Consider the following 25,925-nt stretch of genomic DNA (forward strand, 5'->3'; position numbering starts at 1 on the left):
AGACCGCCCTCTGCAGGTGCGGCAGGGTGACAGTACATGTAATTTTCTTTTTCTGTTGGAAGATTCTTTGTTATTATTGTGTAAGAATACACGAAAATGACTGCCAGAGAACTCATATCCACCGTGCCAATCCTGCAACCTTCGGATGCAGGAACTAAAGCATTGCGTCTGATGAATGAATATCATCTTACGCAACTGCCTATGGTAGTGGATAATAAGTATGTGGCACTGGTAGAGGAAGATCAGATCATGGACCTGGAAGAGCCGGAACAACTGCTGGAATCCCTGCAATACAACGGAGCCAGCCGTACCGCTATTCAGGAAGGCGCTCATCTTTTTGAAGCGCTGAAACTGTTCCATGAATTCAAACTGTGCGCCCTGCCGGTCGTGACCAAAGAAAACGAATACCTGGGCATTATCACCAAAGATAACCTGCTGGCTGCCCTGGCCCAATACAACGGTGCAAAGGAAGCTGGCGGCATTCTGGCGCTGGAAATGGATCCCCGCGACTATAGCCTCAGCGAAATTGCCCGCATTGCTGAGTCCAATGATGTAATCCTGCTCAGCGTAAATACGATTACCGATCCTTCCGGTAAGCTGGAAGTGCTGCTCAAAACCAACCGCCAGGAACTACACTCACTGGTGGCTACTTACGAGCGCTTTAATTATACTATCAAATACATCTACTCCGAAGAGCAGGAAGAAGACCTGGTCAAAAAGAACTACGATTTGTTGATGAATTATATCAGCATGTAACTCCTCCCGGTTAATTTTTTTATGTTGTTAGGGTTGTTTATCTTCCATGATAACGACACACATTTAATGTAACTTTAGCAATCTAAATCAGAGATAGCCTACATGCTGAGATGCTGTTATTACTTGCTGGGATACTTATGCCTGCTCGGTATAGTATTACCTGGCGCGGCGAAAAGCCGGATAGAAGAAAAAAGTAGAGCTGCAGCGCTGGCACAGGATTCCGGCTACCTGGTCGTTCGCAATATTATCATTATCGGTAATAAGAAAACCCGTACCTCCATCATACAACGTGAAATAAGCACGGTTCCCGGAGACACCATCTACCTCAACAATCTGGCGGAAACGCTGGAGGAACGCAGGAAACAGATCCTGAATACCTCCCTGTTCCTCAATGCCACTGCCAATGTCAAAAACTGGGACGGCAACAGCGCCGACCTGGTATTTGAAGTATGGGAGCGATGGTACACCTTCGCATTCCCTATTTTCAAACTGGCCGACAGAAACTTCAACCAATGGTGGGTGGAGAAAGGACATAATTTTAATCGTGTCAACTGGGGCGTGAAAGGAACCCAGGAAAACCTCACCGGACGTAATGATGGCCTGGATGCCACTTTACAGTTCGGATATACTCAGCGGATAAGTCTGCAATATAACCTGCCCTATATCGATAAAGGCTTCCGTCATGGCCTGGGAATTCTATTTTCATATAGCCGTAACCGTGAGGTAAACGACAGCACCAGCAACAATAAACAGCAGTTTTTCCGCAAGGATGAGTTCCTGCGTCAGGTATATACGGTTGGTATCCGTTACAGTTACCGTAAAGCCATCAATACCAGGCATCAGGTATTTCTCAACTACAACTACGAAAAAGTGGCTGATTCGGTGGCCATCATCAACCCCAATTACCTGGGGAAAGGCCGCACCAGCGTACGCTTTTTGGACCTGATCTACCGGGTTACCTATATCCGGGCAGACAGCTGGGTGTACCCGCTCAAAGGCGTCAGTATTATGGGAGAGGCGGCCAAGCGGGGTATCGGCCCGCTGAGTGATATTGATGATATCCGGTTCCGGCTGAATGCATCCCGGTACTGGCAACTGAAGCCCAGGACTTTTCTGTCGCTGGGTATGCGGGGACAGGTCAAGTTTTCGGATGAACAGCCCTATATGAACCAGCAGGCGCTGGGTTATGCCGATGATTACCTGAGGGGCCTCGAGTATTATGTGGTAGACGGTACCAGTTTCGCTATCCTCAAATCCACCCTGCGTCAGGAGATACTGGCCTTTAAACTGAAGCTGCCCATCGTCCCCAGAAAATTCAATACCGTACCTTTCCGCATATTCGCCAAAACCTTTGCAGATGGGGGATATGCATACAATAAGTTCCCTGGAAACAGTTTCCTCAACAACCGTTTCCTGTATACCGGTGGCATCGGCCTTGACATTGTTTCTTTTTATGATACCTGTTTGCGTATAGAGTACAGCGTTAACCAGTTAGGGCAAAAAGGACTATTTTTACACACAAGTGTAGATATGTAGCAGGAACAGTGAACTACAGCGTACACGGTTTGTTGGATTACTTAAAGAAATGCACACATGCAGGTTGCTCTCTATAGCCGGGGATTTATTACAGAAGATATTGCAAATATCCGCTTGTTGCTGGATGAATTGCATCGTGCGGAGATCTCCGCTACCCTTTACGAACCTTTTTACCATACGCTGAAAGAATATATTTCTTTTAAGGAGGAACCTTCTTTGTTCTCCAGGGCAGAAGATCTGCCGGGGAAGATTGATTTTCTGATGAGTCTGGGCGGCGATGGTACCCTGTTGGATACGGTGTGTTATGTGCGGGATACCAATATTCCGGTGGTAGGGATTAATTTTGGCCGGCTGGGTTTTCTGGCCAGCATTGGCAAAGACGAAATCCATTCCCTGGTAAAGGCCCTGCTGGACCGTACCTACGTGGTAGATCAGCGTTCGCTGATACATCTGGACGCCAATGTACCGTTGTTTGGAGAAATCCCTTATGCGCTGAATGAGTTTACCATCCATAAAAAGGATACCTCCGCGATGGTAAAGATCCATACTTATCTGAACGGAGAGTTTCTCAATACTTACTGGGCTGATGGACTGATCGTATCCACCCCAACCGGTTCTACCGGTTATTCGCTTAGCTGTGGTGGCCCGATTGTATTCCCGGATGCCAATAACTTTGTGATTACGCCGGTGGCGCCGCATAACCTCAATGTACGTCCGATTATTGTGCCTAATGAAAGTGTGATATCCTTTGAAGTAGAGGGCCGCAGCGATCAGTTCCTGTGTACGCTCGACAGCCGCATGGAAACTATTGACAGTACTGTGCAGCTGGCCATAAAAAAGGAACGATTCTCACTCAGCCTGTTGCGGCTGGATGAAAGTAATTTCCTGCATACCCTGCGTAATAAGCTGCTCTGGGGTATCGATGCCAGGAACAGGATTAAAGTGTGACAGGACATATTATTGTTAAATATATTGCTACATTTACAAATATATTGCCTGCCGATTACAAATGTTATTATGCCTTGTGGAAACCGTTTGATAATGAAGTTGTTAGCATAATGCTCAGTCACACATTAAATAAATCCGGCATTATTGCGTTTAAGTAACTGATTTATGCTGAAATCTTTTTTATATCCAAAAAACTTCGTGTTATCATTACTGTTGGCAGCTGCTTGTCTGCTGACCAATAGGGTGGCGGCACAAAATGAGCTGGAATATGTAGGGGAGCTGGGTTTGTCGATAGGAGGGGCGCATTATTTCGGGGACCTCAATACCAGAGGGGCTTTAAATGCAATGAAGCCGGCTGTGGGCGTATACTACCGGAAATACCTCAACGAATATGTGGGGGTACGTGCCCATGCTCGTTTTATGCAGTTGGGCTACTCCGATGTATATAATAAAAATGAATTTCAACATCGCAGAAACCTGAGCTTTAATACCAATTTGTTTGAGCTGGCGTTGCAGGGGGATTTCAACTTTTTCAAGTTTGAGCCGGGCACGCTGGACCACCGTTTTTCTCCTTATCTGACGGGCGGTGCCAGTATATTCCACTTCAATCCTTACGCTTACCTGGACGGGAAAAAATACTTTTTGCAGCCGTTACGTACGGAGGGGCAGGGATCGGCCCTGTATCCGGACCGTAAACCTTACAGTCTGGTATCTTACGCTTTTTTGATCGGAGGAGGTTTTAAGTATAATATTTCAAAAAAAGTGAATGTGGGCCTGGAAGCCCTGTATCGTTTTACCCAGACAGATTATCTGGATGATGTTAGCGGCACTTACGCCGGGCCAATGGTTTTCCCGGCATTGGGTGACGGAAAGCCTTCAGTAGCTTCATTATTACAGGACCGTTCTTATGTAACTGGTACGCCTATTGGTGTAGCCGGCCGGCAGCGTGGCAATAGCCGTGATAAAGACCAGTACCTGACCATCGAACTCACGATAAGTATCCTGTTTACTTCCTATAATTGTAAATTTTAAATTACGGTTAACTTACTTTTCTACGGGTAGCCGTTTCTTGACTCCGGATGACCGGGTTATACCTCCGAAAATCCTTAGAATCCCCACTGGTATTGATTTCGCTGTTAAAACTACGTTAAAACAGAGGGCTGAGCTTTGCTAAAAAAGTCATTACTCTATTTTTGTATCTTTGCACACTTTTATTAGTAAATCTGTAATAATCTGATATAATACGCCTGACACAAATGAGCTTGAAGGATAAATTAGACTTACAACGGTTACCCCGCCACATCGCCATTATCATGGACGGTAACGGCCGTTGGGCTAAGGAGCGAGGACAAGACAGGCTGTATGGGCATCACGAAGGCGTGGAAAGTGTGCGCAATATCGTTGAAACCTGTGCAGAACTTGGAATAGGTTACCTTACCCTGTATGCCTTTTCTACCGAAAACTGGGACCGTCCGGTATATGAAGTAAATGGCATTATGGAACTGCTGGTTAACACCATCCGGAAGGAGGTAGGCACCCTATCCAAAAACAATATCAGGCTGAGTGTTATTGGCGATATGGAAATGTTGCCACCCCAATGCCGGCAGGAAATGGAAGAGGCAATAGCCCTTACAAGCCATAATACCGGCCTTAATCTTGTCATGGCCCTCAGCTATAGTGCCCGGTGGGAAATCGTGAATGCTGCCCAGAAAATAGCGCTGGATGTGAAAAAAGGGACCCTGGACCCGGCGACTGTTACGCCGGAAGTATGGGAAAAATATCTCTGTACTGCCGGACTGCCCGACCCGGAATTAATGATCCGTACCAGTGGAGAATGCCGGATCAGTAATTTCTTACTATATCAGCTGGCTTACGCGGAACTGTACTTTACAGATACCCGTTGGCCGGACTTCCGCAATGAACATCTTTACCAAGCCATCTTAAATTTTCAAACCAGAGAACGGCGCTTTGGCAAAACAAGCGAACAAATTCAGCAGAATGAAGAAATTATTTCCTAAGGGCCTTCTGGCTATAGCATTATGTTGCAGTGCTGGCATACGTGTATCCGCTCAACAGAAAGATACCGTCCCCCCTGTACAGCCTCCCGCTAATCCGCCGGCAGTTTCCCCGCTTAGCATGGGCGCTCCGCAACAGTACGAAATTGCCGATATCACCGTTGCTGGTACCCAATACCTGGATAAATCATTACTGCTGTCGCTCTCAGGCCTCAGTGTAGGTGATAAGGTTGTATATCCCGGCGGTGACCAGTTCACCAAGGCTATCCAAAGCCTCTGGTCTCAGCGCCTGTTTGCTGATGTAACCATCTATGTTACCAAAATCGAAGACGGTAAGATCTGGCTCGAAATAGGTCTTATCGAAATGCCCCGTATCAGCAGCTTCTCCTTCAAAGGCATCAAAAAATCAGAAGCTGATGATATCACCACCAAATCCGGCTTGCGTAAAGGTACCGTGGTGACCCCCAGCATCAAACAAAACGTAATCGGCGTAGTACATAAATACTATGCAGACAAAGGTTTTGGTAATGCTACCGTAAAAATCGAAGAAAGAAAAGATACCGGCCAGGTAAACTCCATGGGCCTGGTGTTTTTTGTCAATAAAGGCCAAAAGGTCCGTATCGAAGACATCAACTTCGTAGGCAACTACAATATCGCGGACTCCAGGCTCAAAAAGAAAATGAAGGGTACCAAGGAGCGCACCCGTATCACCCTGTATCCAAATACTCAAAGGGTATACGTAGACTCCCTGTCCAAACCGGATGACTTCTGGCAAACCTATGGTTACCTGCAGCCAACCCGCGCACTTGAAAAGCTGGACCCTTACTTCCGGTTTAAGCTTTTCAGCTCCGCCAAATTCAACGAAGGAAAATATATCGAGGACAAAGGGAAAATTGTAAGCTACTACAACTCCAAAGGTTATAGGGACGCCCTCATCCTGAAGGACACTACTTACAAATCCCCTTCCCAGAACCTCAATATCGATCTGGCTATCTCTGAAGGTAAAAAATACTACTTCGGTGACATTACCTGGAAAGGTAATACCCGCTACAGTGACTCCATACTGACCCGTATCCTGGGTATCAAAAAAGGAGACGTGTATAACCTGGAACTGCTGGAGAAAAGACTGGGTAAACAAATGTCCCAGGAAGGTGGTGACATCACCGGCTACTACATGGACTATGGTTACCTCTTCTTCCAGATTGACCCGGTGGAAATCGGTATCCGTGGCGATACCATCGACTACGAGATCCGTTTACGTGAAGGTCCGCAGGCTACCATTAAGGAAGTGCGTATCGCGGGTAACGAAAAAACCAACGAACACGTTATCCGTCGTGAACTCCGTACCATCCCCGGCGAAAAATTCAGCCGTGCAGACCTGATCCGTTCCAACCGTGAGATCGCCAACCTCGGCTTCTTCAACCCGGAAAAGATCGGTATGAACCCCGTGCCTAACGTAGCTGATGGTACTGTGGACATCGACTATACCGTAGAAGAAAAAGCCAACGACCAGCTGGAACTGTCTGCAGGATGGGGTGGTTATATCGGTCTGACCGGTACACTCGGTGTAACATTCAACAACTTCTCCCTGCGCAACATCTTCCGCAAAGAAACCTGGGACCCGTTGCCAAGCGGTGATGGCCAAAAGCTCTCTGTACGTGTGTCTTCCAATGGTAAGGCTTACCGTTCCTACAACTTCTCCTTCACCGAGCCATGGCTGGGTGGTAAGAAAAGGAATCAGTTCTCCGTTAGTTTCTACAGCAGCTATCAGAACCCTTACGCCTACAGCAACTACTACCAGAACGTTTATAACCAGAACACTACCACCACTGACGGTCACTTTAAAGTACTGGGTGCTTCCGTGTCACTGGGTAAACAGCTGAAATGGCCGGATGACTTCTTTACGCTGATCTATTCCGTAAACTATCAGCAGTATAAACTGAAGAACTATAATTACTTTGGTATTGCGGGCTTTGATAACGGTACTTCCAACAACCTGAACCTGAAGTTCACGCTGGCTCGTTCTTCTGTAGACCAGCAGATCTTCCCGCGTAGTGGTTCCAATTTCATGCTGTCTGCACAGTATACGCCTCCTTACTCTCTGTTCAATCCACAGAAAGATTATACCAAGGAGCCAATTACTACGCAGTTCAATTTTATCGAGTACCAGAAATACCGCTTCAACGCAGAATGGTACGTGCCGTTGAGCCGTCCGATGGGTAGCGACAACAAGACTTTTGTGTTGAAAGTGGCCGCCAAATTCGGTTATATCACCAGCTACAACAACCGTACTACGCTGTCGCCGTTCGGTCGCTTTGAGTTGGGCGGTGATGGTCTGAGTAACTTTGCGATCTATGACCGTGATATCATCTCCCAGAGAGGTTATCCGGTATACTATACCTCCAATCCTAGTGTAAACCCGGAAAACGGTCAGCCACAAGGCTACCAGGGTTTCACTGTGTTCAACAAATATGTAATGGAGCTGCGTTATCCGTTTAGCCTGAACCCCAGTTCCACCATCTTTGGTCTGGCGTTCCTGGAGGCGGCCAACGGTTACCGTGATATGAAAGAGTACAATCCCTTCCAGCTGCGTCGCTCTGCTGGTATAGGTATGCGCTTTTATCTGCCGATGTTTGGATTGCTTGGATTTGATTATGGTATAGGATTTGACCGTATCCAGCCTGGTGGAGGTCTGAAGGATGCGGCTAAGTTTACCTTCATGCTCGGCTTCGAACCAGAATAATTGCCAAATAAATTTATATATTGCGAAATCAACCGGAATTCCGGAGATGGCAAAAAAATACATGTAGCATGAAGAAATTATTTATTACAGCAGCCTTTATGATGGCTATGGCAGGTGCAGCCAATGCACAACGCTATTGTGTGATAGATACCAAATATATCCTGGAGAGCATTCCTGAATACAAGGACTCCCAGAAAAAGCTGGATGCGGTGGCGGAACAATGGCAGAAAGAAATTGATGTCAAGTTCCAGGACGTAGATAAAATGTATAAGTCTTACCAGGCGGAGCAGGTGATGCTCACAGAAGAGCTGAAACGCAAGCGGGAAGATGAAATTGTGGCAAAGGAAAAAGAAGCCAAAGACCTGCAGAAAAAACGTTTCGGATACGAAGGTGATCTGTTCAAAAAAAGAGAGGAGCTGGTAAAGCCGATACAGGACAAGATCTACAATGCTATACAGAAGTTATCTGCCAGCAGAATGTATGATTTTGTACTCGATAAGTCCGGCGGTACCACTGTGATCTTTTCAGATCCCAAACTGGATAAAAGCGAGGAGATATTAAGAGCATTGGGCGTAAAGAAATAATCTGTACCTATTTTTTAACTATAAGTATTTAAATTTTTTTAAACACAGACAACATCATGAAGAAGTACGTAATTATTGCTTTTGTGGCAGTTACCGGTTTGTTCAGCGTGAATGCAATGGCCCAGTCCAAAGTAGCTCATATCAATGCGCAGGCGCTCGTAGGAAGTATGCCGGAAGCTAAAAAAGCAGAAACTGACCTCCAGACATTTGCACAAGGCCTGGAAGCAGAAGGTAAAACAATGGTGGACGAGTACACTAAAAAAGTAAAGGAATTCGACGAGAAAGCGGCCAGCATGACCGAAAATATGAAAGAAATCAAAGGCCGTGAAATCCAGGACACACAGAAACGTATCCAGGACTACCGCGATCAGGCAGAACAGAAAGTACAGCAGAAACAACAGGAGCTGCTGAAACCTATCTACGATAAAGCTCGCAAAGCGATCGAAGACGTAGCTAAAGAAAAAGGTTACGGTTATGTAATCGACAGCTCTGCCGGCCTGCTGCTGGTTTCTCCTTCTGCAGACGACCTGCTGCCAGCTGTAAAAGCCAAACTGGGTATCAAATAATTAACGTTATTAATATTTAAAATGGAATGCGGTGTGAGCCGTATTCCATTTTATATTTTACGGGAGGCGATATTTTGGGGATTTATTTTACTTTTTAAATTATTTCTGCTACCTTTGCCTTCCGTTTTAAAATTGTATCCCCGTATAGGGGTCTTTTAGTATAGTACAGGTAAAAACATAAAAAAGAAATGAAACGTACTTTTCAACCGCATAACAGACGCAGAAAGAGCGTTCACGGCTTCAGAAAGAGAATGGAAACTGCAAACGGCCGTAAGGTACTGGCTTCCCGCAGAGCAAAAGGTCGCAAGAAGCTGACTGTTTCTGACGAACGTAAGCTGAAATAATCCGGTAGCTAAATACTATTTGCCATAAAAACTTATTCTTTTACAAAAGAAGAGAGGTTAAAGAGCAGAAAACTTATTGAAACGCTTTTTCGTGAAGGAAAAGCGTTTTCTGTTTTCCCGTTCCGTGTTATTTACCTGCCCGTTAAGGAGCTGCCGGTGAACAAATTCCCGGTGCAGGTAGGTTTTAGCGCCTCTTCCCGTCGTTTCCCCCATGCGGTTGATCGTAACCGTATCAAGCGTCTCTCCCGCGAAGCCTGGCGCCTGCAAAAGCAGGGGCTCTATGACCACCTGCATGCCGAATCCCGCCGGCTCGCCGTTTTCCTCGTGTACACCGACAAAAAAATAGCGGATTTTTCTACCCTGCACCACAAAATTTCGGTAATTTTAGAGAAATTGAAAACTAGCTACTAGCCGCTGCTGTTAGCTTTTAGGGAATGCTGAGAAAGGTTGTTTACTAAAAGCCGACACCTTAATGGCTGTACGCTCACCATTAAAAGCAATGCCATGATGAAGCGCTGGTTAAGTTACCCGTTTATCTTCCTGATAAAAATCTATCAGTGGTTTATATCTCCACTACTTGGCGCCAAATGCCGTTATACGCCCTCCTGCTCCCAATACGGGCTGGAAGCATTTAAAAAATATGGCGTCTTTAAAGGAGGCTATCTCACGATAAAACGTATCTTGTCTTGCCATCCCTGGGGTGGGCACGGCTATGATCCCGTACCCTGATAGTATCCTATGGACCAACGATAACCATCATTCATCTTATATACTCTTGCATGCGTGCTTTTTTTAATAAAAGAAAAAAACTGGCAGCAGCACTGCTGTTACTGATCACCGCCGGCGGCCTCTTCGCTTACAACGAAAGCGACCGCTACTTCCAGATTGCCAAAAACCTGGATATTTTCGCCGCTTTTTACCGGGAACTGAATACCTACTACGTAGATGATCTGCCCCCGGAGAAAGTGATGCATAAAGGCATAGAAGCCATCCTTGAAGAAACAGATCCCTTCACCGATTTTGTGACGGAAGAAAACCTGGACGACCTGAAATTTATGGCCACCGGCAAATATGGCGGAGTAGGTGCCTCCATCAATAAAAACGGAGAATGGACAGCAATCACCGACGTTTACGAGGGCAGTCCCATGGACAAAGCCGGTGTAAAACCCGGTGATATCATCGTTACTATGGATGGCAAATCTGTAAAGGATACCCCCCAGGAAGAAATCAGCAAACTGCTGAAAGGCGCTCCCGGTACCCACCTCGATATCCTCTTCCGTAACCCGGTAACCAACGCGGAAACCGCCAAAAAAATCATCCGGGAGGAAATCAATGTAAAACCGGTTAGTTTTTCCGGTATGGCCAGCAAAGACATCGGTTATATCCGCATGACGCAGTTCACCGAAAACAGCGGTGCCATGGTCCGCGCCGCCTTCCAGCAGCTGAAACAGAACAACCCCGCCATGAAAGGGGTTATCCTGGACCTGCGCGGCAACCCCGGCGGTTTGCTGGATGAGGCCGTGGTAGTGGCTAATATCTTCGTGGATAAAAACAAACTGATCGTTAGCACCAAAGGCAAAGTGAAGAACTGGGACCGTAATTACGAAACTGCCGATCTTCCGCTGGATACACATATCCCGCTGGCTGTGCTCACCAACCACTCTTCTGCTTCCGCTTCAGAAATCGTGGCAGGGGCCATTCAGGACCTCGACAGGGGCCTCGTAATAGGGCAACGCTCCTACGGAAAGGGGCTGGTGCAAACAACCCGCCAGCTGCCTTATAATACCAAACTGAAGGTGACTACCGCCAAGTACTATACGCCCAGCGGCCGCTGTATACAGGCTATCGACTATTCCCACCGTAATGAAGATGGTAGTGTAGACTATGTGCCCGACTCCCTGAAGAAAAAATTTACTACCCAAAACGGCCGTACAGTAAAAGACGGCGGCGGTATAGAACCGGACACCAGCGTGGCACCTACCTATATCAGCCAGGTGGCTGTAAGCCTGCTGCGTAAACAGTATATCTTTGATTATGCTACTTCCTACTACTACAGCCATCCTAAAATAGCACCAGCTGCAAGCTTTACGCTAACAGACGAAGCATTCGCCGATTTTGAGCGTTACCTCGACAATAAAGACTACAGCTATAAAACACGGAGTGAAGACGCGCTGGAGAATTTCAAGAACACCGCGAAGAAAGAGAAATACTACGATGCTGTGTCCAAGGAACTGGAACAGCTGGAACAGAAAATGAAACATGATAAGAAACAGGATCTGCTGAAGAATAAAACGGAGATCAGGCAGCTGCTGGAAGAAGAAATCACCAACCGCTATTATTCCCAGCAGGGAAGGATTGCCAGGGCGCTGACCTGGGACAGGGATGTAAATGCCGCCATCAGTATGCTGCGCGACCCTGTGAAATATAAACAACTGTTATCGGCCGACCGGAAATAACCACATTTGCCGGACAATATAACTGCAAAGCCTGCTTCCCTTACCGGAGCAGGCTTTGCACTTGTAAAAATTATGATTTCCCATTTATTGTTTTTATTTTAACAAACTCATTGAGTATTAACAATCATCTTTTGTTCAACTAAAGTAAAAAGATATACATGCCAGTAAATTCCAACGAAAACTCCCGCCGGCATTTTATCAGCAAGTTTGCCAAAGGTGTAGTAGGGGCCTCTCTGCTACCCAGCATTATTACCGCTGCTGATAGAAAACGGAATATTGAATCACTATCACGCCTAAACGAAAAATATGCAGCCAACGATCATATCCAGGTAGCCCTGATTGGTGCCGGTGGTATGGGCACAGCAGATGCCAACACCGCGATCACCGTACCAGGTGTGAAGCTGGTAGCAGCCTGTGATTTGTATGACGGCCGTTTGGCAGATGCAAAAAAGAAATGGGGCAATGATATATTCACTACCCGCAACTATAATGAGATCCTGGATCGTAAGGATATTGATGCCGTGATCATTGCGGTACCCGACTTCTGGCATAAAGAGATTTCTGTAGCCGCCATGAACAAAGGTAAATCGGTGTATTGCGAGAAGCCTATGGTTCATGATGTGAGCGAAGGTCCTGCTGTAGTGGACGCACAGAAAAGAAACGGCAAAGTGGTGTACCAGGTAGGTAGCCAGGGCATGAGTTCACTGGGTAACGAAAAAGCCCGTCAGTTGCTGAAAGATGGTGCTATCGGTAAACTCAACTATGCAGAAGGGTTCTGGGCACGTATGTCGCCTACCGGTGCCTGGCAGTATCCTATCCCGGCCGATGCCTCTCCTAAAACAGTAGACTGGGACGCTTATCTCAAAAACGCGCCCAAGCGTGCATTTGACCCGCTGCGTTTCTTCCGCTGGCGTAATTACAAAGACTATGGTACCGGTGTTTCCGGCGACCTGTTTGTACATCTGTTCTCCAGTCTGCACCTGGTGACCGGTTCTATCGGTCCGAATAAAGTGATGGCTACAGGTGGTCTGCGTTATTGGAACGATGGCAGGGAAGTACCAGACGTTATGCTGGGTATGTTTGATTATCCTGAAACAGCGGTTCATCCGGCATTTAACCTGTCATTGCGTGTCAACTTCGTAGATGGCACCGGTGGTACCAACTACCTGCGTATGGTGGGCAGCGAAGGTTCCATGACAGTAGAGTGGGATCGTGTAACCTTGTACCGTAACAATGTAGCCGTGGATGAAAATGATCCGCTGGCTGCTGCCAACGCAGCTGCTGAAGCTAAAAAATCGTTTACCTATCACCGTGCAGACATCCTGCCGCAGGATAAAATGGTGTATGAAGCAGAGAAAGGTTATAAAGGTGCGCATTTTGACCACTTCTACAATCTCTTCAATGCTATGCGTACCGGTGGTAAAGTAGCAGAAGATCCGCTGTTCGGCTTCCGTGCAGCAGCACCTGCCTTGTTGTGCAATGAAAGTTATTTCAACAACAAGATCATTCAGTGGGATCCACAGAATCTGAAAGTTATTTAATCCACAAAATAGTGAACCATATGAAAAAGTTATTAGTACCAGCCTTGTCTGTAATGGCCGTTACCGTGATGTCATGTGGCGGAGGCGCTACAAAGGAAACCAAAGATACAACAGCCGTACATGCTGATTCTACCGCTGCACATACATCTGCGGCAGTAGTGGATACTTCCGCCATCACTGCCCTCAGCGAAGCTGACAAGGCAGCAGGATGGCAGCTGCTGTTCAATGGTACCAGCAAAGATGGCTGGCGTGGTTTCAGAAACAAACCTACGGATACCTGGGTAGCAGAGAATGGTATCTTGCATTGCCTGGGCAGTGCTACCGATAAAAGCGATAAACGTGGTGACCTGATCACCGATAAGGAATTTGAGAACTTTGAACTGACAGCAGACTGGAAACTGGCGGCACAGGGTAATAGCGGCATTCTGTATATGGTGACCGAAGCATTTGATGCTCCTTATCTGAGTGGTCCGGAATATCAGATCATTGATGATAACAACTTCCCGGATAAACTGGAAGACTGGCAGAAGACCGGTGCCAACTATGCGATGAATCCTCCGCTGGTAGCGGCATCCAATCCTATCGGACAATGGAACACTACCCGGATTGTTGTCAACAAAGGCCATGTGGAACACTGGTTGAACGGACAGAAAACAGCCGAGTATGAGTTGTGGACAGATGAATGGAAGAAACACAAGGAAGAAGGAAAATGGAAAGATGCCAAAGGCTACGGAATGTCTAAAAAAGGCCACATTGCGTTGCAGGACCACGGTAGTGAGATCTGGCTCAAGAATATTAAAATCAAGGAACTGTAGTATGCAGTCCTTGTTAAAAAAACAAACCCCGCCATTTTCTGGCGGGGTTTGTTTTTTATATATCAGCTACAAGCCTTATTTAGCGGCAGCTTCATATCTTTTGCTGATAGCGTTCCAGTCGATTACGTTCCAGAATGCATTCAGGTATTCCGGACGACGGTTTTGATATTTCAGGTAGTATGCGTGTTCCCATACGTCAACGCCCAGGATAGGAGTGCCTTTTACTTCAGCAACATCCATCAGCGGGTTGTCCTGGTTAGGAGTGGAAGTAACTTCCAGTTTACCGTCTTTCAGGAGCAGCCATGCCCAACCGGAACCGAAGCGGGTAGCGCCGGCAGCGTTGAATTTTTCTTTGAAAGCATCGAAAGAACCGAAGGTGCTGTCGATTGCTTCTGCCAGTTTACCGGAAGGTTTGCCACCTGCATTAGGAGCGAGGCTTGTCCAGAAGAAGCTGTGATTCCAGTGACCACCGCCGTTGTTTCTTACAGCAGGGCTTATTTTACCAGCATTTGCCACCAGTTCTTCCAGGGATTTATTCTCATTCTCAGTGCCGGCAATCGCTTTGTTCAGATTGTCAACATATGCCTGATGGTGCTTACCGTGGTGAATTTCCATTGTCAATTTATCAAAATGAGGCTCTAACGCATCAGTAGCGTAGGGTAAGCTCGGGAGTGTAAATGCCATAACTTCTGTTTTTATTGGGTTTGAAAATATTATTTACTGATAGTCGCCAAATTTACTGCCAATCCGTTAAATATCAATTTCATTTTTCAATTACTAAATTAGCACCAGCCGAATGCTGGGTCATATTGAAAATTATTTTATATTTACATGTACTCGGTTTACAGGACGTAACATCAGACATGTTTTTTCGTATGTGCCTGACAGTTGTTTACCTATTGTTTGTTTAAAACGTATAGTATGCATACAGGCTCGGACTTAGGGCAAAACCTTTCTCTCTCCGCTTTGCGAAAGGAAAATGAGCAATTAAGAGATCGTAATCAGTTGTTAGAGAGCATTCTGAACAGTGTACCCGCAATGCTTTACTGTTATGATAACAACAACAAATCCATTACCTGGTGTAATGCTGGTCTGGCGGAGACATTTGGATTTACTGTCACAGAGTTGACTGGCATGGGAATGGAATTTTTCCAGCATATTATGCATCCCGACGATTTCGCGCTGGCTGTGGTGGCCCAGCAATCTTTCATTGACAACAAAAGCCATTTTGGAGGAGTAGCCCGGATCCGTAAAAAAGGGGAGGAAGAATACCGCTGGCTGCTGGGGCTGGAAGTACCCTTCACCTGGGATGCCGATGGGCGTGTAAGGGAGATTATCTGTGCCTTTCTGGATCTCACTCATGCTATTGATACCAATGCACAAATTTCTGTGGCACTCAGTGAGATACTGCGACGGCAGAACGAAAATCTGTTGAATAAACTCACTGCAAGGGAAAAAGACGTGTTGGGTCTCGCTGTACAGGGACTGAACAATAAAGAGATAGCCCATTCCCTGAACCTAAGCCGCTATACCGTAGAAACACATCGTAAGAATATCCGGTTGAAACTAAAAGTCCGCAATACTACAGAGCTGGTCGCCATCGCCCGAAAGATCGGCTATCAATGATTTTTTTGTTAAAATAGTATTGGTTTTTCGCATTCTGTCATCGTTTTTTTATATACCCTCAAAATGAATGCCCGGGAATGAAAAGTATATTGCTAAATTGTATTTTGCTGATTATCAACCTTTGTGGAGCAAAAAAATGCGAAAAGAAAATTGCTAAACTTTGCTAAATTTTCCTAAAAATACCCAAGGTTGGGTATTTGCTTGCTTTTGAATCTCCACTAATTTAGTGAATTAAAATGAAGCATGTTTTTTAAACATCCGGACATGATTATTGGCTGAAATACCCCTATCACTATGATAACCGAGGAAAGAGCATTTTATATCTTACAACTGGATCAAACTGCCACTGCGGAGGAAATTGTGGAGCGTTATGAAAATCTGAAAGATCAGTATCGAAGGATCAAAGACGAGACTGAAGATCTGAGAACACGGTTGGCTTACCAATTGAAACAAATTGAACTAGATGATGTATTCATATTTTTCAGAAGAAAACAAAGGATTTAATCACTAAGCTTTTTTTATTATTCATTCGTTGTCTTTTTAAGCTCAGTTTTTCGTCCATTGTTTGTCTTCACACAAACACCCTCAAAATCTAACCTGCATCCAGCTTGCGGAACCATATGCCCATCTCAGATATTGCGGTTTATTTGATTATATTTAGGTCTTCAAACCCTACCTAACAAAAAATACGCATTATGAATGTATTCCTGATGATTGTGGCATTCCTGGGCCTTATTGTAGCCCTGTCTTCCTTCGTAACTGTACAGCAGGGCAATGTTGCTATTACCACCATTTTCGGTAAATACAACCGCATCCTCTTCCCTGGTCTGAACTGGAAAATACCCCTTGTTGAAAAAGTATTTAAAAAGATCTCTGTCCAGAACAGGTCTGTGGAGCTGGAATTCCAGGCCATCACCATTGATCAGGCCAACGTATACTTCAAAGCGATGTTGCTTTATTCTGTATGGAACCAGGAAGAAGAAACACTGAAAAACGTAGCCTTTAAATTCATGGATGAAAGAAGTTTCATGCAGGCGCTGGTACGCACCATCGAAGGTTCCATCCGTGGATTTGTAGCCACCAAAAGACAGGCGGAAGTACTTGGCCTGCGTAAAGACATTACTGAACACGTAAAAGAACAGATCGATAAAACCCTGGAAGAGTGGGGCTTTCACCTGTTAGACCTGCAGATGAATGATATCACCTTCGATGAAGTGATCATGAAATCCATGGCACAGGTAGTATCTTCCAACAACCTGAAAGCCGCCGCAGAAAACGAAGGACAGGCATTGCTGATCACTAAAACCAAAGCAGCGGAAGCAGATGGTAATGCCATCAAAATCGCTGCAGAAGCTGAACGTCAGGCAGCACAGCTGCGTGGTATGGGTGTAGCCCTGTTCCGCGAAGAAGTGGCCAAAGGTATGACCACCGCCGCTAAAGAAATGCAGCAGGCTAACCTCGACACCTCTGTGATCCTTTTCTCCATGTGGACCGAAGCTATCAAAAACTTTGCTGAAAACTCCAAAGGTAATGTGATCTTCCTGGATGGTTCTTCTGAAGGAATGGACCAGACTATGAAACAGATGATGGCCCTCAACAAACTGATGGAAAACAAAAGCATGAAGTAATCTTCTTTCATAAAAAAGAAAAGACGCAAGGGATGTCCTTTGCGTCTTTTCTTTTTTATGGAATGTTTCTACAGGTATTTTTCACCGGCTTTGCGTTCAGCCATTTTCCTGGCGGGTACGCCATACCAGGTGCTGAAAGCATCCACGTTTTTGAGTACCAGGGCGCCGGCGCCGATCAGGCTGTGTTCTCCGATCCTGATACCATGTTTAACGATGGCGCCTATACTAACTGCTGTAAATGTCCCGATGGCAACGTTTCCGCCAGTGACCACCCGGGGTGCTACGCTGGCGTAGTCATCCATCTGGTTGTCATGTTCTATACAGGCTGCCGAATTGATGATACAATGGTGGCCGATATTGCTATAGGCATTGATGACAGCATTGGCTGAAATCATATTGCCGGTACCGATAGTAGCGCTGGCAGATATCACTGCAGAAGGATGTACCGCATTGATAAATTCGAAGCTGGGAGCGATAGCCAGTATTTTAGCTACTACCTGGCTGCGGACCCAGTTGTCGCCAATGGCCACAATGCCTCCACACACGTTCAGGTTTTGCATGATAGCTGGGAGGTCCTGCTCTGCTCCCAAAACAGTTAGTCCTCCGGTACAAACGGTCCCTTTTTCCTTGAAGCCATCGATAAAGCCTGCCACCTTATATTGCGGCATCAGGGAAAGGATGTCTGCCACTACCTTACCATGGCCTGAAGAACCAATGATAACGATGTTTTTCTGATGCATAATTCCGGTCTTTCAACATTTTTTGATTAAGAATATGGTTAGCGTTTTTGCTCAAAAAAAGTCTTCATCAGTTGCAGGCTTTCTTCGCGGCAGGGACCAGCCTCCAGTTTGGTTTTGGGATGAAAAGGAGAACGGTCGCCGGTGGCGCGGCGATAGCTGTTTTTATCATCCGCTGCCGCATATACGATCTTGCCTATTTTGCTCCAGTACAGGGCTCCGGCGCACATCAGGCAAGGCTCTACGGTCACATACAGGGTGGCTTCCATCAGATATTTGCTGCCCAGCGTATTAAAGGCTGCGGTGAGCGCGATCATTTCCGCATGTGCGGTACAATCGTTTAATCGCTCCACCTGATTGTGTCCACGACCGATGATCTGGTTGTTGAGTACCACCACGGCGCCAATAGGCACTTCGCCATCTTCAAAAGCTTTATGCGCTTCTTTCAGCGCCTGCTTCATATAAAAAGTATCATCAATCATAGTACTATTTGATCATCTCCAGGAACTCATCTTCTGTGATGATCCGGATGGTGTTGATTTTTTTTGCTTTTTCCAGTTTACTGCCGGCATCATCTCCTACTACGAGGTAGTTGAGTTTACTGCTTACGCCACTCACGATTTTACCGCCTTGTTGTTCTACCATTTCTTCTGCTTCACTGCGTTTCAGCTTGTGGAGGGTACCGGTAAAGAGGAAGGTTTGTTCGCTGAGGGTACCGGAAGTATGCAGCTGGCTTTTGGTGTTGGTCATATTGATGCCCAGCGAAGCCAGTTTTTCGAGCATGTGAATATTGTCTTCATTGGCAAAGAACTGACGGATGGCGCCGGCTACTTTTGGACCGATGTCTTCCAGCGCAAGTATCTGTTCTTCTGTCCAGTCTTTCAGGTCCATGATATTGGTGACGGCATTGGCCAGTGTTTTGGCAGTGGTTTCACCTACATAACGGATGCCCAGGCCGAATATCAGGCGATGCAGCGGCTGGGTTTTGGACTGCTCAATGGCTGTTTGCAGATTGCTGAGGGATTTTTTACCAAAGCCTTCCATGGCGCCGATTTTGTCGAAGTCGAGCTGATAGATGCCGGGTATATCTTTCATCAGGTCCTGGGCGTAGAACTTGCGCACATTGCTTTCTCCGAAGCTTTTGATGTCCATGGCATCTTTGCTGACGAAGTGGATCATACGTTCTACCACCTGTGCTTCACAGTTGATATTGGAGCAGCGCCATACGCTTTCTCCTTCGGGTTTTACCAGTTTGTCGTTACAAACAGGGCAACTGGTAGGGAATATGATATCCTGTTCTTCGCCGGTACGCAGGTCGGCAACTGACTTCACGATATAGGGGATTACATCGCCGGCTCTTTCTACCAGCACCATATCGCCCAGTTTGAGATCTTTTTCCCGGATCACGTCTTCGTTGAACAGGGAGATAGAAGAAACAGTCACGCCACCGATATGTACCGGATCTATTTTAGCTACCGGGGTGATAGAGCCGGTGCGGCCTACCTGGAATTCTACAGCACGCAGTCTGCTGGTAGCCTGGCGTGCTTTGAATTTATAGGCAATGGCCCAGCGTGGATGGTGGGTGGTCATCCCCAGTTTATCCTGCAGGGCGTAGTCATTTACCTTGATCACCATACCATCAATCTCATAAGGCAGGTTGTCGCGTTCTGCTTCAAACTGCAGGCAGTAATCGATCACAGCCTGGATGCCTTTTACTACTTTTTTCTCTTTGGCAGGACTACGGAAACCGAGTGTAGACAGGAGATCGAGCGTACCGCTATGTGTTTTGATGGCATCGGGTTCCTGCTGTTCATCTTCCATAGTATGATAGCTCATATGGTAGAGAAAAGCTTCCAGTCCGCGTTTGGCCACTTCATTAGGGTCTACCATGCGCAGCGAGCCGGAGGCGGCGTTGCGTGGATTGGCCAGTGGTGGCAGGTTTTCGGCAATGCGTTTATCGTTGAATGCTTTGAAGGTGTTTTTGTTGATCAGTACTTCGCCGCGTATTTCTATCTGATGGATACCATATTTGGAGAAGCTGGCAGATAGTGGAATAGAACGTATTTGCCGGATATTGGTAGTGATGTCTTCTCCGGCAATACCGTCGCCACGGGTGGCACCACGGGTAAGGCGGTCATTCTCATAAATGAGTGAGATGCTGGCGCCATCAAACTTCGGTTCAATACAATACTCTATCTCCGGCAGACCAGCGCCTTCGCGGGCTTTGCGGTCCCAGTCGATCAGATCGTCGGCATTGTAGGAGTTTTCGAGACTGAGCATAGGCACCAGGTGCTGTACGGTGACAAACTCCTTGGTGAGTCCTTTGGCGACGCGCTGGGTGGGAGAGTCGGGGCTGATAAGGTCCGGACGTTCCTGTTCCAGTTTTTTGAGCCAGGCAAAGAGCTGATCATATTCGTAGTCGCTGAGTACCGGATCACTTTGCACATAGTAGCGCCAGTCGTTGTAGGTGATTACCCGACGTAATGCTTCCAGGGTTTCATCAATGGATTGCAACAATGTTTGTTGCTGCAGGTGGCTGAGCATATCTTTGGCCAGCTGTGTCAGGGTTATTTCTATTTCCTTTGTGTACATAATTATCGAATACTGAGCTGTAAAAATAAACTTATCTTTCTGCTTCCTTATAAACAGCCAAAAAAATCCGCTTTTTTTCTGCTTTTAACAGGCTAATTTTTGCTTTCATTCGGATAATGAATACCTTTCAGCAAGATTTAGAATCATAACAGAAATTCCACGTATTTTATGATGTCTATGTACACCAAAAACATCAATACTCACCTTGTTGAGATAAAGAGCTATTTCAAAGTCGCCATTTCGGTAGACTGTGTCATTTTTGGATTTAATAACGACGAGCTGAAAGTGTTGTTGATTGAATCCGATCTGAAAGAATATAAAGGCAAATGGTCATTACTGGGAGACATTGTACGGCCGGATGAAGAGCTGGACGAGGCAGCCTACAGAGTGCTCAAAGCACGTACTGGCCTGGATAATGTGTATATGGAGCAGGTGCAGACCTTCGGTGCTATCAACCGTCACCCTGCAGGTCGTGTAATTACAGTAGCCTATTATTCGCTCGTGAATATTGAACACGTAGAACTGAAAAAAAATAATAACGATCTGCACTGGCATTCTGTGAAAGACTTACAGAACATGGCGTTCGACCATAAACAGATTCTGGAAACCTGTCACGAACGACTCAAACAGCAGGTGATGGTACAGCCTGTAGGCTTCAATCTGCTGCCGAAAAAATTCTCCCTGCGCGAGCTGCAAAATCTGTATGAAGCCATCCTGGATGTAGAGCTGGACCGCCGCAACTTCCGTAAGAAGTTTCTTTCAATGGATCTTTTGCTGGACCTGAATGAAGAAGAGGAAGATGTACCGCACCGACCTGCCAAACTCTACAAGTTTAATTTTGAGAAATACGACCAGCGTAAAAAGCGTTATCTGGGCATAGGCTTCTAGATAAGAAAGTATGATATTTTTTTAGCTACCACTTCATTTCCACTCGTTTCCCCATTAATATCAATTCTACTCAAACCCTCTTCCAGGAAGGGTTAGATACTCTGTGCCCGGTACGGACCATTATCTTGATTTATTTCTCCATAAAATGAAAAAAAAGTTTGTTTTTAACAAAAAATTAAGTAAGATTGTGTAAAATATACACATCCTGAAAAAACGGTTTTTCAGGGGGAGATGAAAACCAGAATTTAAATCAGCGAATTGCCAACGAACCGGTATTAGAAATTTTCCTTTTATCAAGTATGCCAAAAAGAAATCAATAAAATATTTTTATCAATAGTTTGATTTTATAATTCCACGTTATGAAACAAGAAGGCTGCTAAGCACTTTTGCATGGTGTCTTATCCGTTCACTTTCCCTTGTGCCGGTTGATGGTACAGGGGAAAGTTGTTTTAGGGAAAAACTAACCCTTTTCAGGAATGGTTAAATAATTTGCAATAAGACTGTTTTCCTGTTTGATCTCTTCTAAACCCGTGGCAGGCCTGTAGTTGAGCCGCTTTTTCCGTAACTTGCATTGCTTGCAAAGGTCCCTGGAAAAGTGACAGCGGTCTGCTGCCCCTTTGCTCCCCTGGTTTCATTGTAGGAGAAAAAAAGATCATATGTCATATACACCACAACATAAGGTTCGCATTGTAACTGCAGCAGCTTTATTTGACGGGCATGATGCCGCCATCAATATCATGCGGAGAATTATGCAGGCAAAAGGCGCCGAAGTGATCCATCTGGGACACAACCGTTCCGCTGCAGAAATAGTAGACTGTGCTGTTCAGGAAGATGCACAGGGTATTGCCGTTACTTCTTATCAGGGAGGACACGTAGAGTTTTTTAAATACATGTACGACCTGTTGCAGGAGAAAGGGTGCGGACATATCAAGATCTTCGGTGGCGGAGGTGGTACCATCCTGCCTACAGAGATAGAAGAACTGCATGCTTACGGTATTGCCCGGCTGTACTCTCCGGATGATGGCCGCCAGATGGGCCTGGAAGGCATGATCGAAGACCTCATCCATCAGTGTGACATCCCTGTTAAACCATTGGCCAGCGGCAGCAACGTGGAAGATATCCCGCAGCTGAAAAAAAGCAGGAATCCTAAAATCATCGCCCGCGCTATCAGCCTGGCAGAAAACGATATGCCGGTAGCACTGCTGAGCGGCGTAAAAGCCAGAAAAGCGGTAACGGTAGATGTTGAAGCTGGCACTCAGATCACCAGCACGCCTGCAGAAGATAATGCAACTCCTGTACTGGGTATCACCGGCACCGGCGGTGCTGGTAAAAGTAGCGTGACAGACGAACTGGTGCGCCGCTACCTGACCCAATTCGGCGACAAGACCGTAGCCGTGATTTCGGTAGACCCGTCCAAAAAGAAAACCGGTGGCGCCTTGCTGGGTGACCGTATCCGTATGAACGCCATCCACCACCCACGGGCCTATATGCGCTCTCTCGCCACCCGGGAAAGCGACAAAGCCATCAGCGAACATATCCAGGAAGCCATCGATATCTGCAAACTGGCAGGCTTCGATTTTATCATCCTCGAAACTTCCGGTATCGGTCAAAGCGACACCGCCATCACCGACTACTGCGATGTATCGCTGTATGTAATGACGCCTGAATACGGCGCCGCATCCCAGCTGGAGAAAATCAACATGCTGGACTATGCCGACGTCATTGCCATCAACAAATTTGACAAAGCCGGCGCCCTCGATGCACTGCACGACGTGCGCAAACAATACAAACGTAACCACAGCCTCTGGACCGCTAAAGACGAGGAACTGCCAGTGGTAGGCTCCATCGCCTCCCAGTTCAACGATGCAGGCATCAACCTGCTCTTCGAAAGAGTGATGGAAAAAGTAGTGGAAAAAACCAACGCCCCCTTTGGACCGCTGGTACATGAAAGCCTCAAATCCACCACCACCAAATCACAGATCATCCCGCCTGCCAGAGTGCGCTATCTCGCCGAAATCGGTGAAGCGATTGCCGATTACAGTAAGTGGGTAGATGAACAATGTAAAATAGCTACACAGCTGTATCAGATCCAGGGTGTGATAGATATCGATCCTTCAAAAGCTGCGATGCTGGCAGATATACAGTCACAGCTACAGTCCTCCCTGCATCCTGAATGCAAAAAACTGGTAGACGAATGGCCGGCGCTGCTGAAAAAATATGCAGCCGACTTCTACGAATTCCAGGTAAGGGATAAAGTGATCAAACTGCCACTCTTTACAGAAAGTCTTAGTCACAGCCGTATTCCGAAAGTTAGTCTTCCTAAATACAATGACTGGGGTGATATCCTGCGCTGGCAGCTCACGGAAAATGTACCAGGCGAATTCCCTTATGCAGCCGGTGTATTCCCGCTTAAAAGGGAAGGAGAAGATCCTACCCGCATGTTTGCCGGCGAAGGCGGCCCTGAAAGGACCAACAAACGCTTTCACTATGTATCCATCGATCAGCCGGCTAAACGTCTGTCTACTGCATTTGACAGCGTAACCCTCTACGGGGAAGACCCTGCCGTTCGTCCGGATATCTATGGCAAAATTGGTAACTCCGGCGTGAGCATCGCCACTGTAGATGACGCCAAAAAACTTTACAGCGGCTTCGATCTCTGCGATCCGAAGACCTCCGTATCCATGACTATCAACGGCCCTGCGCCTGTACTGCTGGCTTTCTTCATGAATGCCGCCGTCGATCAGCAGTGCGAAAAATATATCGTTGAAAACAGTCTTACCGAACAGGTAAAAGCCACTATCCAGCAAAAATTCAAAGACCATCCGCTGCCACATTATAATGGTGACCTGCCCGCAGGTAACGACGGACTGGGACTGCAGCTCCTGGGTATTTCCGGTGATGAAGTACTGCCTGAAGATGTATACAAAAAAATCCGTGCATATGCTCTCAGTACTGTAAGAGGTACTGTGCAAGCTGATATTCTCAAGGAAGATCAGGCACAGAATACCTGCATCTTCTCTACAGAATTTGCACTCAAACTCATGGGTGACGTACAGGAGTATTTCATCCATCAGAAGGTGCGTAACTTCTATTCTGTCAGTATCTCCGGTTACCATATCGCAGAAGCCGGCGCCAATCCGATCACCCAGCTGGCCTTTACACTGGCCAACGGTTTCACCTATGTGGAGTACTATCTCAGCAGAGGTATGAATATCGATGATTTTGCGCCGAACCTCTCATTCTTCTTCAGCAATGGTATGGACCCTGAATATTCGGTGATCGGCCGCGTAGCCCGCCGTATCTGGTCCAAAGCCATCAAATACAAATACAAAGGCAACGACCGTTCCCAGAAACTGAAATACCATATTCAGACTTCCGGCCGCAGTCTCCATGCTCAGGAGATCGACTTCAACGATATCCGCACTACCTTGCAGGCGCTGTATGCTATCTACGATAACTGCAACTCCCTGCACACCAACGCATATGATGAAGCCATCACCACGCCTACAGAAGAAAGCGTGAGAAGGGCTATGGCTATTCAGCTGATCATCAACCGCGAACTGGGTACCGCCAAAAACGAAAACCCGGTACAGGGTTCTTTCTTCATCGAAGAACTGACCGACCTGGTAGAAGAGGCTGTGCTGGCGGAATTTGACCGTATCACAGAACGCGGTGGCGTACTGGGTGCTATGGAAAGAATGTACCAGCGTAACAAAATACAGGAAGAAAGTCTTTACTACGAATCACTCAAACATACTGGTGAATACCCTATCATAGGCGTTAACACCTTCCTGAATAAAAATGGTTCACCCACCATCATTCCGGCAGAAGTGATCCGCTCCACCACAGAAGAAAAAACCTTCCAGATTAATACCCTGGAAGCCTTCCAGCAACGGCACGGAAATAAGAGCGAAGCAGCCCTCAAACAACTGCAACAGGTGGCTGTTAATAACGGTAACCTCTTTGCGGAACTCATGGAGACTGTGAAACACTGTTCTCTGGGACAGATCACTCATGCGCTTTATGAAGTAGGTGGACAGTATCGCAGAAACATGTAACTGTGATAGTGATGATGTTAGGTGATGACTTTGATGAGTGAAGACTAGAACGAAGATGAAAATGTATATAAAGCGAAGGCCCCATTGGTATA

22 protein-coding genes are annotated in these 25,925 nt (G+C 46.4%); 18 read left to right on the forward strand and 4 right to left on the reverse strand.

Annotation, left to right across the window (positions count from 1 at the left end; translation table 11 throughout):
• Positions 1–96 precede the first annotated feature (96 nt).
• From DF182_RS14785 to DF182_RS14850, 14 genes are all read left to right on the forward strand, one after another.
• Entirely contained in the window at positions 97–756 is a 660-nt protein-coding gene (locus DF182_RS14785) for a CBS domain-containing protein (protein WP_113616352.1), read from the forward strand.
• A 102-nt stretch (positions 757–858) separates the two neighbouring features.
• On the forward strand, positions 859–2,292 hold the full coding sequence (locus DF182_RS14790; RefSeq protein ID WP_113616353.1) for a POTRA domain-containing protein: 1,434 nt from the start codon (positions 859–861) through the stop codon (positions 2,290–2,292).
• 57 nt (positions 2,293–2,349) lie between these two features.
• Complete coding sequence (locus DF182_RS14795) at positions 2,350–3,240, forward strand: NAD kinase (RefSeq protein ID WP_113616354.1); 891 nt, start codon at positions 2,350–2,352, stop codon at positions 3,238–3,240.
• Between the two features lie 165 nt (positions 3,241–3,405).
• Positions 3,406–4,272 (forward strand): type IX secretion system protein PorG, encoded by an 867-nt coding sequence (gene porG / locus DF182_RS14800; RefSeq protein WP_113616355.1) that lies wholly within the window; start codon positions 3,406–3,408, stop codon positions 4,270–4,272.
• A 224-nt stretch (positions 4,273–4,496) separates the two neighbouring features.
• Entirely contained in the window at positions 4,497–5,258 is a 762-nt protein-coding gene (locus DF182_RS14805; protein ID WP_113616356.1) for an isoprenyl transferase, read from the forward strand.
• Positions 5,239–7,998: a BamA/OMP85 family outer membrane protein gene (locus tag DF182_RS14810; protein WP_113616357.1), complete on the forward strand. Its 2,760-nt coding sequence runs from the start codon at positions 5,239–5,241 to the stop codon at positions 7,996–7,998. Before DF182_RS14805 ends, DF182_RS14810 begins: the two co-directional genes overlap by 20 nt.
• Before the next feature lie 68 nt (positions 7,999–8,066).
• A complete protein-coding gene (locus DF182_RS14815; protein ID WP_113616358.1) occupies positions 8,067–8,582 on the forward strand; it encodes an OmpH family outer membrane protein in 516 nt (171 codons plus the stop codon).
• Positions 8,583–8,638: 56 nt separating this feature from the next.
• On the forward strand, positions 8,639–9,148 hold the full coding sequence (locus DF182_RS14820) for an OmpH family outer membrane protein (RefSeq protein ID WP_113616359.1): 510 nt from the start codon (positions 8,639–8,641) through the stop codon (positions 9,146–9,148).
• Positions 9,149–9,336: 188 nt separating this feature from the next.
• Complete coding sequence (gene rpmH / locus DF182_RS14825) at positions 9,337–9,492, forward strand: 50S ribosomal protein L34 (RefSeq protein ID WP_012788729.1); 156 nt, start codon at positions 9,337–9,339, stop codon at positions 9,490–9,492.
• Positions 9,493–9,567: 75 nt separating this feature from the next.
• The gene (locus DF182_RS14830) at positions 9,568–9,903 is read left to right on the forward strand and encodes a ribonuclease P protein component (protein WP_245957467.1); all 336 of its coding nucleotides are present in this window, start codon (positions 9,568–9,570) and stop codon (positions 9,901–9,903) included.
• 93 nt (positions 9,904–9,996) lie between these two features.
• On the forward strand, positions 9,997–10,221 hold the full coding sequence (gene yidD, locus DF182_RS14835; RefSeq protein ID WP_113616905.1) for a membrane protein insertion efficiency factor YidD: 225 nt from the start codon (positions 9,997–9,999) through the stop codon (positions 10,219–10,221).
• Positions 10,222–10,271: 50 nt separating this feature from the next.
• Positions 10,272–11,948, forward strand: coding sequence for a S41 family peptidase (locus DF182_RS14840; RefSeq protein ID WP_113616361.1), 1,677 nt, complete (start codon positions 10,272–10,274; stop codon positions 11,946–11,948).
• Positions 11,949–12,106: 158 nt separating this feature from the next.
• On the forward strand, positions 12,107–13,489 hold the full coding sequence (locus DF182_RS14845; RefSeq protein ID WP_113616362.1) for a Gfo/Idh/MocA family protein: 1,383 nt from the start codon (positions 12,107–12,109) through the stop codon (positions 13,487–13,489).
• 20 nt (positions 13,490–13,509) lie between these two features.
• Positions 13,510–14,304, forward strand: a complete 795-nt coding sequence (locus tag DF182_RS14850) for a 3-keto-disaccharide hydrolase (RefSeq protein WP_113616363.1) — start codon at positions 13,510–13,512, stop codon at positions 14,302–14,304.
• Between the two features lie 75 nt (positions 14,305–14,379).
• Here the strand turns inward: DF182_RS14850 and DF182_RS14855 are convergent, their stop codons facing one another.
• On the reverse strand, positions 14,380–14,988 hold the full coding sequence (locus DF182_RS14855; RefSeq protein ID WP_113616364.1) for a superoxide dismutase: 609 nt from the start codon (positions 14,986–14,988) through the stop codon (positions 14,380–14,382).
• Positions 14,989–15,225: 237 nt separating this feature from the next.
• Here DF182_RS14855 and DF182_RS14860 point away from each other — a divergent pair, with 237 nt between their 5' ends.
• Complete coding sequence (locus DF182_RS14860; protein ID WP_113616365.1) at positions 15,226–15,930, forward strand: LuxR C-terminal-related transcriptional regulator; 705 nt, start codon at positions 15,226–15,228, stop codon at positions 15,928–15,930.
• Positions 15,931–16,625: 695 nt separating this feature from the next.
• A complete protein-coding gene (locus DF182_RS14870; RefSeq protein WP_113616367.1) occupies positions 16,626–17,558 on the forward strand; it encodes an SPFH domain-containing protein in 933 nt (310 codons plus the stop codon).
• A gap of 68 nt (positions 17,559–17,626) precedes the next feature.
• Here the strand turns inward: DF182_RS14870 and DF182_RS14875 are convergent, their stop codons facing one another.
• From DF182_RS14875 to ligA, 3 genes are read right to left on the reverse strand one after another with little or no spacing between them, the layout of a single operon-like run.
• Complete coding sequence (locus tag DF182_RS14875; RefSeq protein WP_113616368.1) at positions 17,627–18,298, reverse strand: acetyltransferase; 672 nt, start codon at positions 18,296–18,298, stop codon at positions 17,627–17,629.
• Between the two features lie 38 nt (positions 18,299–18,336).
• On the reverse strand, positions 18,337–18,777 hold the full coding sequence (locus DF182_RS14880; protein WP_113616369.1) for a nucleoside deaminase: 441 nt from the start codon (positions 18,775–18,777) through the stop codon (positions 18,337–18,339).
• 4 nt (positions 18,778–18,781) lie between these two features.
• Complete coding sequence (ligA, locus tag DF182_RS14885; RefSeq protein ID WP_113616370.1) at positions 18,782–20,887, reverse strand: NAD-dependent DNA ligase LigA; 2,106 nt, start codon at positions 20,885–20,887, stop codon at positions 18,782–18,784.
• Positions 20,888–21,055: 168 nt separating this feature from the next.
• On the opposite strand from ligA, the gene DF182_RS14890 reads away from it, so the two are divergent.
• Positions 21,056–21,775, forward strand: a complete 720-nt coding sequence (locus tag DF182_RS14890; RefSeq protein ID WP_113616371.1) for an NUDIX hydrolase — start codon at positions 21,056–21,058, stop codon at positions 21,773–21,775.
• A gap of 656 nt (positions 21,776–22,431) precedes the next feature.
• Positions 22,432–25,833, forward strand: coding sequence for a methylmalonyl-CoA mutase family protein (locus DF182_RS14895; RefSeq protein ID WP_113616372.1), 3,402 nt, complete (start codon positions 22,432–22,434; stop codon positions 25,831–25,833).
• Positions 25,834–25,925: the final 92 nt, after the last annotated feature.

The organism is Chitinophaga flava, from assembly GCF_003308995.1.
GTDB classification, from domain to species: Bacteria; Bacteroidota; Bacteroidia; order Chitinophagales; family Chitinophagaceae; genus Chitinophaga; species Chitinophaga flava.

Excerpts from the sequence above, each read along its gene's own strand:
- yidD (WP_113616905.1), top strand. The coding sequence starts at position 9,997 with ATGATGAAGCGCTGGTTAAGTTACCCGTTTATCTTCCTGATAAAAATC.
- DF182_RS14870 (WP_113616367.1), top strand. The coding sequence starts at position 16,626 with ATGAATGTATTCCTGATGATTGTGGCATTCCTGGGCCTTATTGTAGCC.
- DF182_RS14875 (WP_113616368.1), bottom strand. The coding sequence starts at position 18,298 with ATGCATCAGAAAAACATCGTTATCATTGGTTCTTCAGGCCATGGTAAG.
- DF182_RS14895 (WP_113616372.1), top strand. The coding sequence starts at position 22,432 with ATGTCATATACACCACAACATAAGGTTCGCATTGTAACTGCAGCAGCT.
- DF182_RS14850 (WP_113616363.1), top strand. The coding sequence starts at position 13,510 with ATGAAAAAGTTATTAGTACCAGCCTTGTCTGTAATGGCCGTTACCGTG.
- DF182_RS14820 (WP_113616359.1), top strand. The coding sequence starts at position 8,639 with ATGAAGAAGTACGTAATTATTGCTTTTGTGGCAGTTACCGGTTTGTTC.
- DF182_RS14795 (WP_113616354.1), top strand. The coding sequence starts at position 2,350 with ATGCAGGTTGCTCTCTATAGCCGGGGATTTATTACAGAAGATATTGCA.
- DF182_RS14805 (WP_113616356.1), top strand. The coding sequence starts at position 4,497 with ATGAGCTTGAAGGATAAATTAGACTTACAACGGTTACCCCGCCACATC.
- DF182_RS14855 (WP_113616364.1), bottom strand. The coding sequence starts at position 14,988 with ATGGCATTTACACTCCCGAGCTTACCCTACGCTACTGATGCGTTAGAG.
- rpmH (WP_012788729.1), top strand. The coding sequence starts at position 9,337 with ATGAAACGTACTTTTCAACCGCATAACAGACGCAGAAAGAGCGTTCAC.
- porG (WP_113616355.1), top strand. The coding sequence starts at position 3,406 with ATGCTGAAATCTTTTTTATATCCAAAAAACTTCGTGTTATCATTACTG.
- DF182_RS14860 (WP_113616365.1), top strand. The coding sequence starts at position 15,226 with ATGCATACAGGCTCGGACTTAGGGCAAAACCTTTCTCTCTCCGCTTTG.
- DF182_RS14815 (WP_113616358.1), top strand. The coding sequence starts at position 8,067 with ATGAAGAAATTATTTATTACAGCAGCCTTTATGATGGCTATGGCAGGT.
- DF182_RS14890 (WP_113616371.1), top strand. The coding sequence starts at position 21,056 with ATGATGTCTATGTACACCAAAAACATCAATACTCACCTTGTTGAGATA.
- DF182_RS14790 (WP_113616353.1), top strand. The coding sequence starts at position 859 with ATGCTGAGATGCTGTTATTACTTGCTGGGATACTTATGCCTGCTCGGT.
- ligA (WP_113616370.1), bottom strand. The coding sequence starts at position 20,887 with ATGTACACAAAGGAAATAGAAATAACCCTGACACAGCTGGCCAAAGAT.
- DF182_RS14880 (WP_113616369.1), bottom strand. The coding sequence starts at position 18,777 with ATGATTGATGATACTTTTTATATGAAGCAGGCGCTGAAAGAAGCGCAT.
- DF182_RS14810 (WP_113616357.1), top strand. The coding sequence starts at position 5,239 with ATGAAGAAATTATTTCCTAAGGGCCTTCTGGCTATAGCATTATGTTGC.
- DF182_RS14845 (WP_113616362.1), top strand. The coding sequence starts at position 12,107 with ATGCCAGTAAATTCCAACGAAAACTCCCGCCGGCATTTTATCAGCAAG.
- DF182_RS14785 (WP_113616352.1), top strand. The coding sequence starts at position 97 with ATGACTGCCAGAGAACTCATATCCACCGTGCCAATCCTGCAACCTTCG.
- DF182_RS14840 (WP_113616361.1), top strand. The coding sequence starts at position 10,272 with ATGCGTGCTTTTTTTAATAAAAGAAAAAAACTGGCAGCAGCACTGCTG.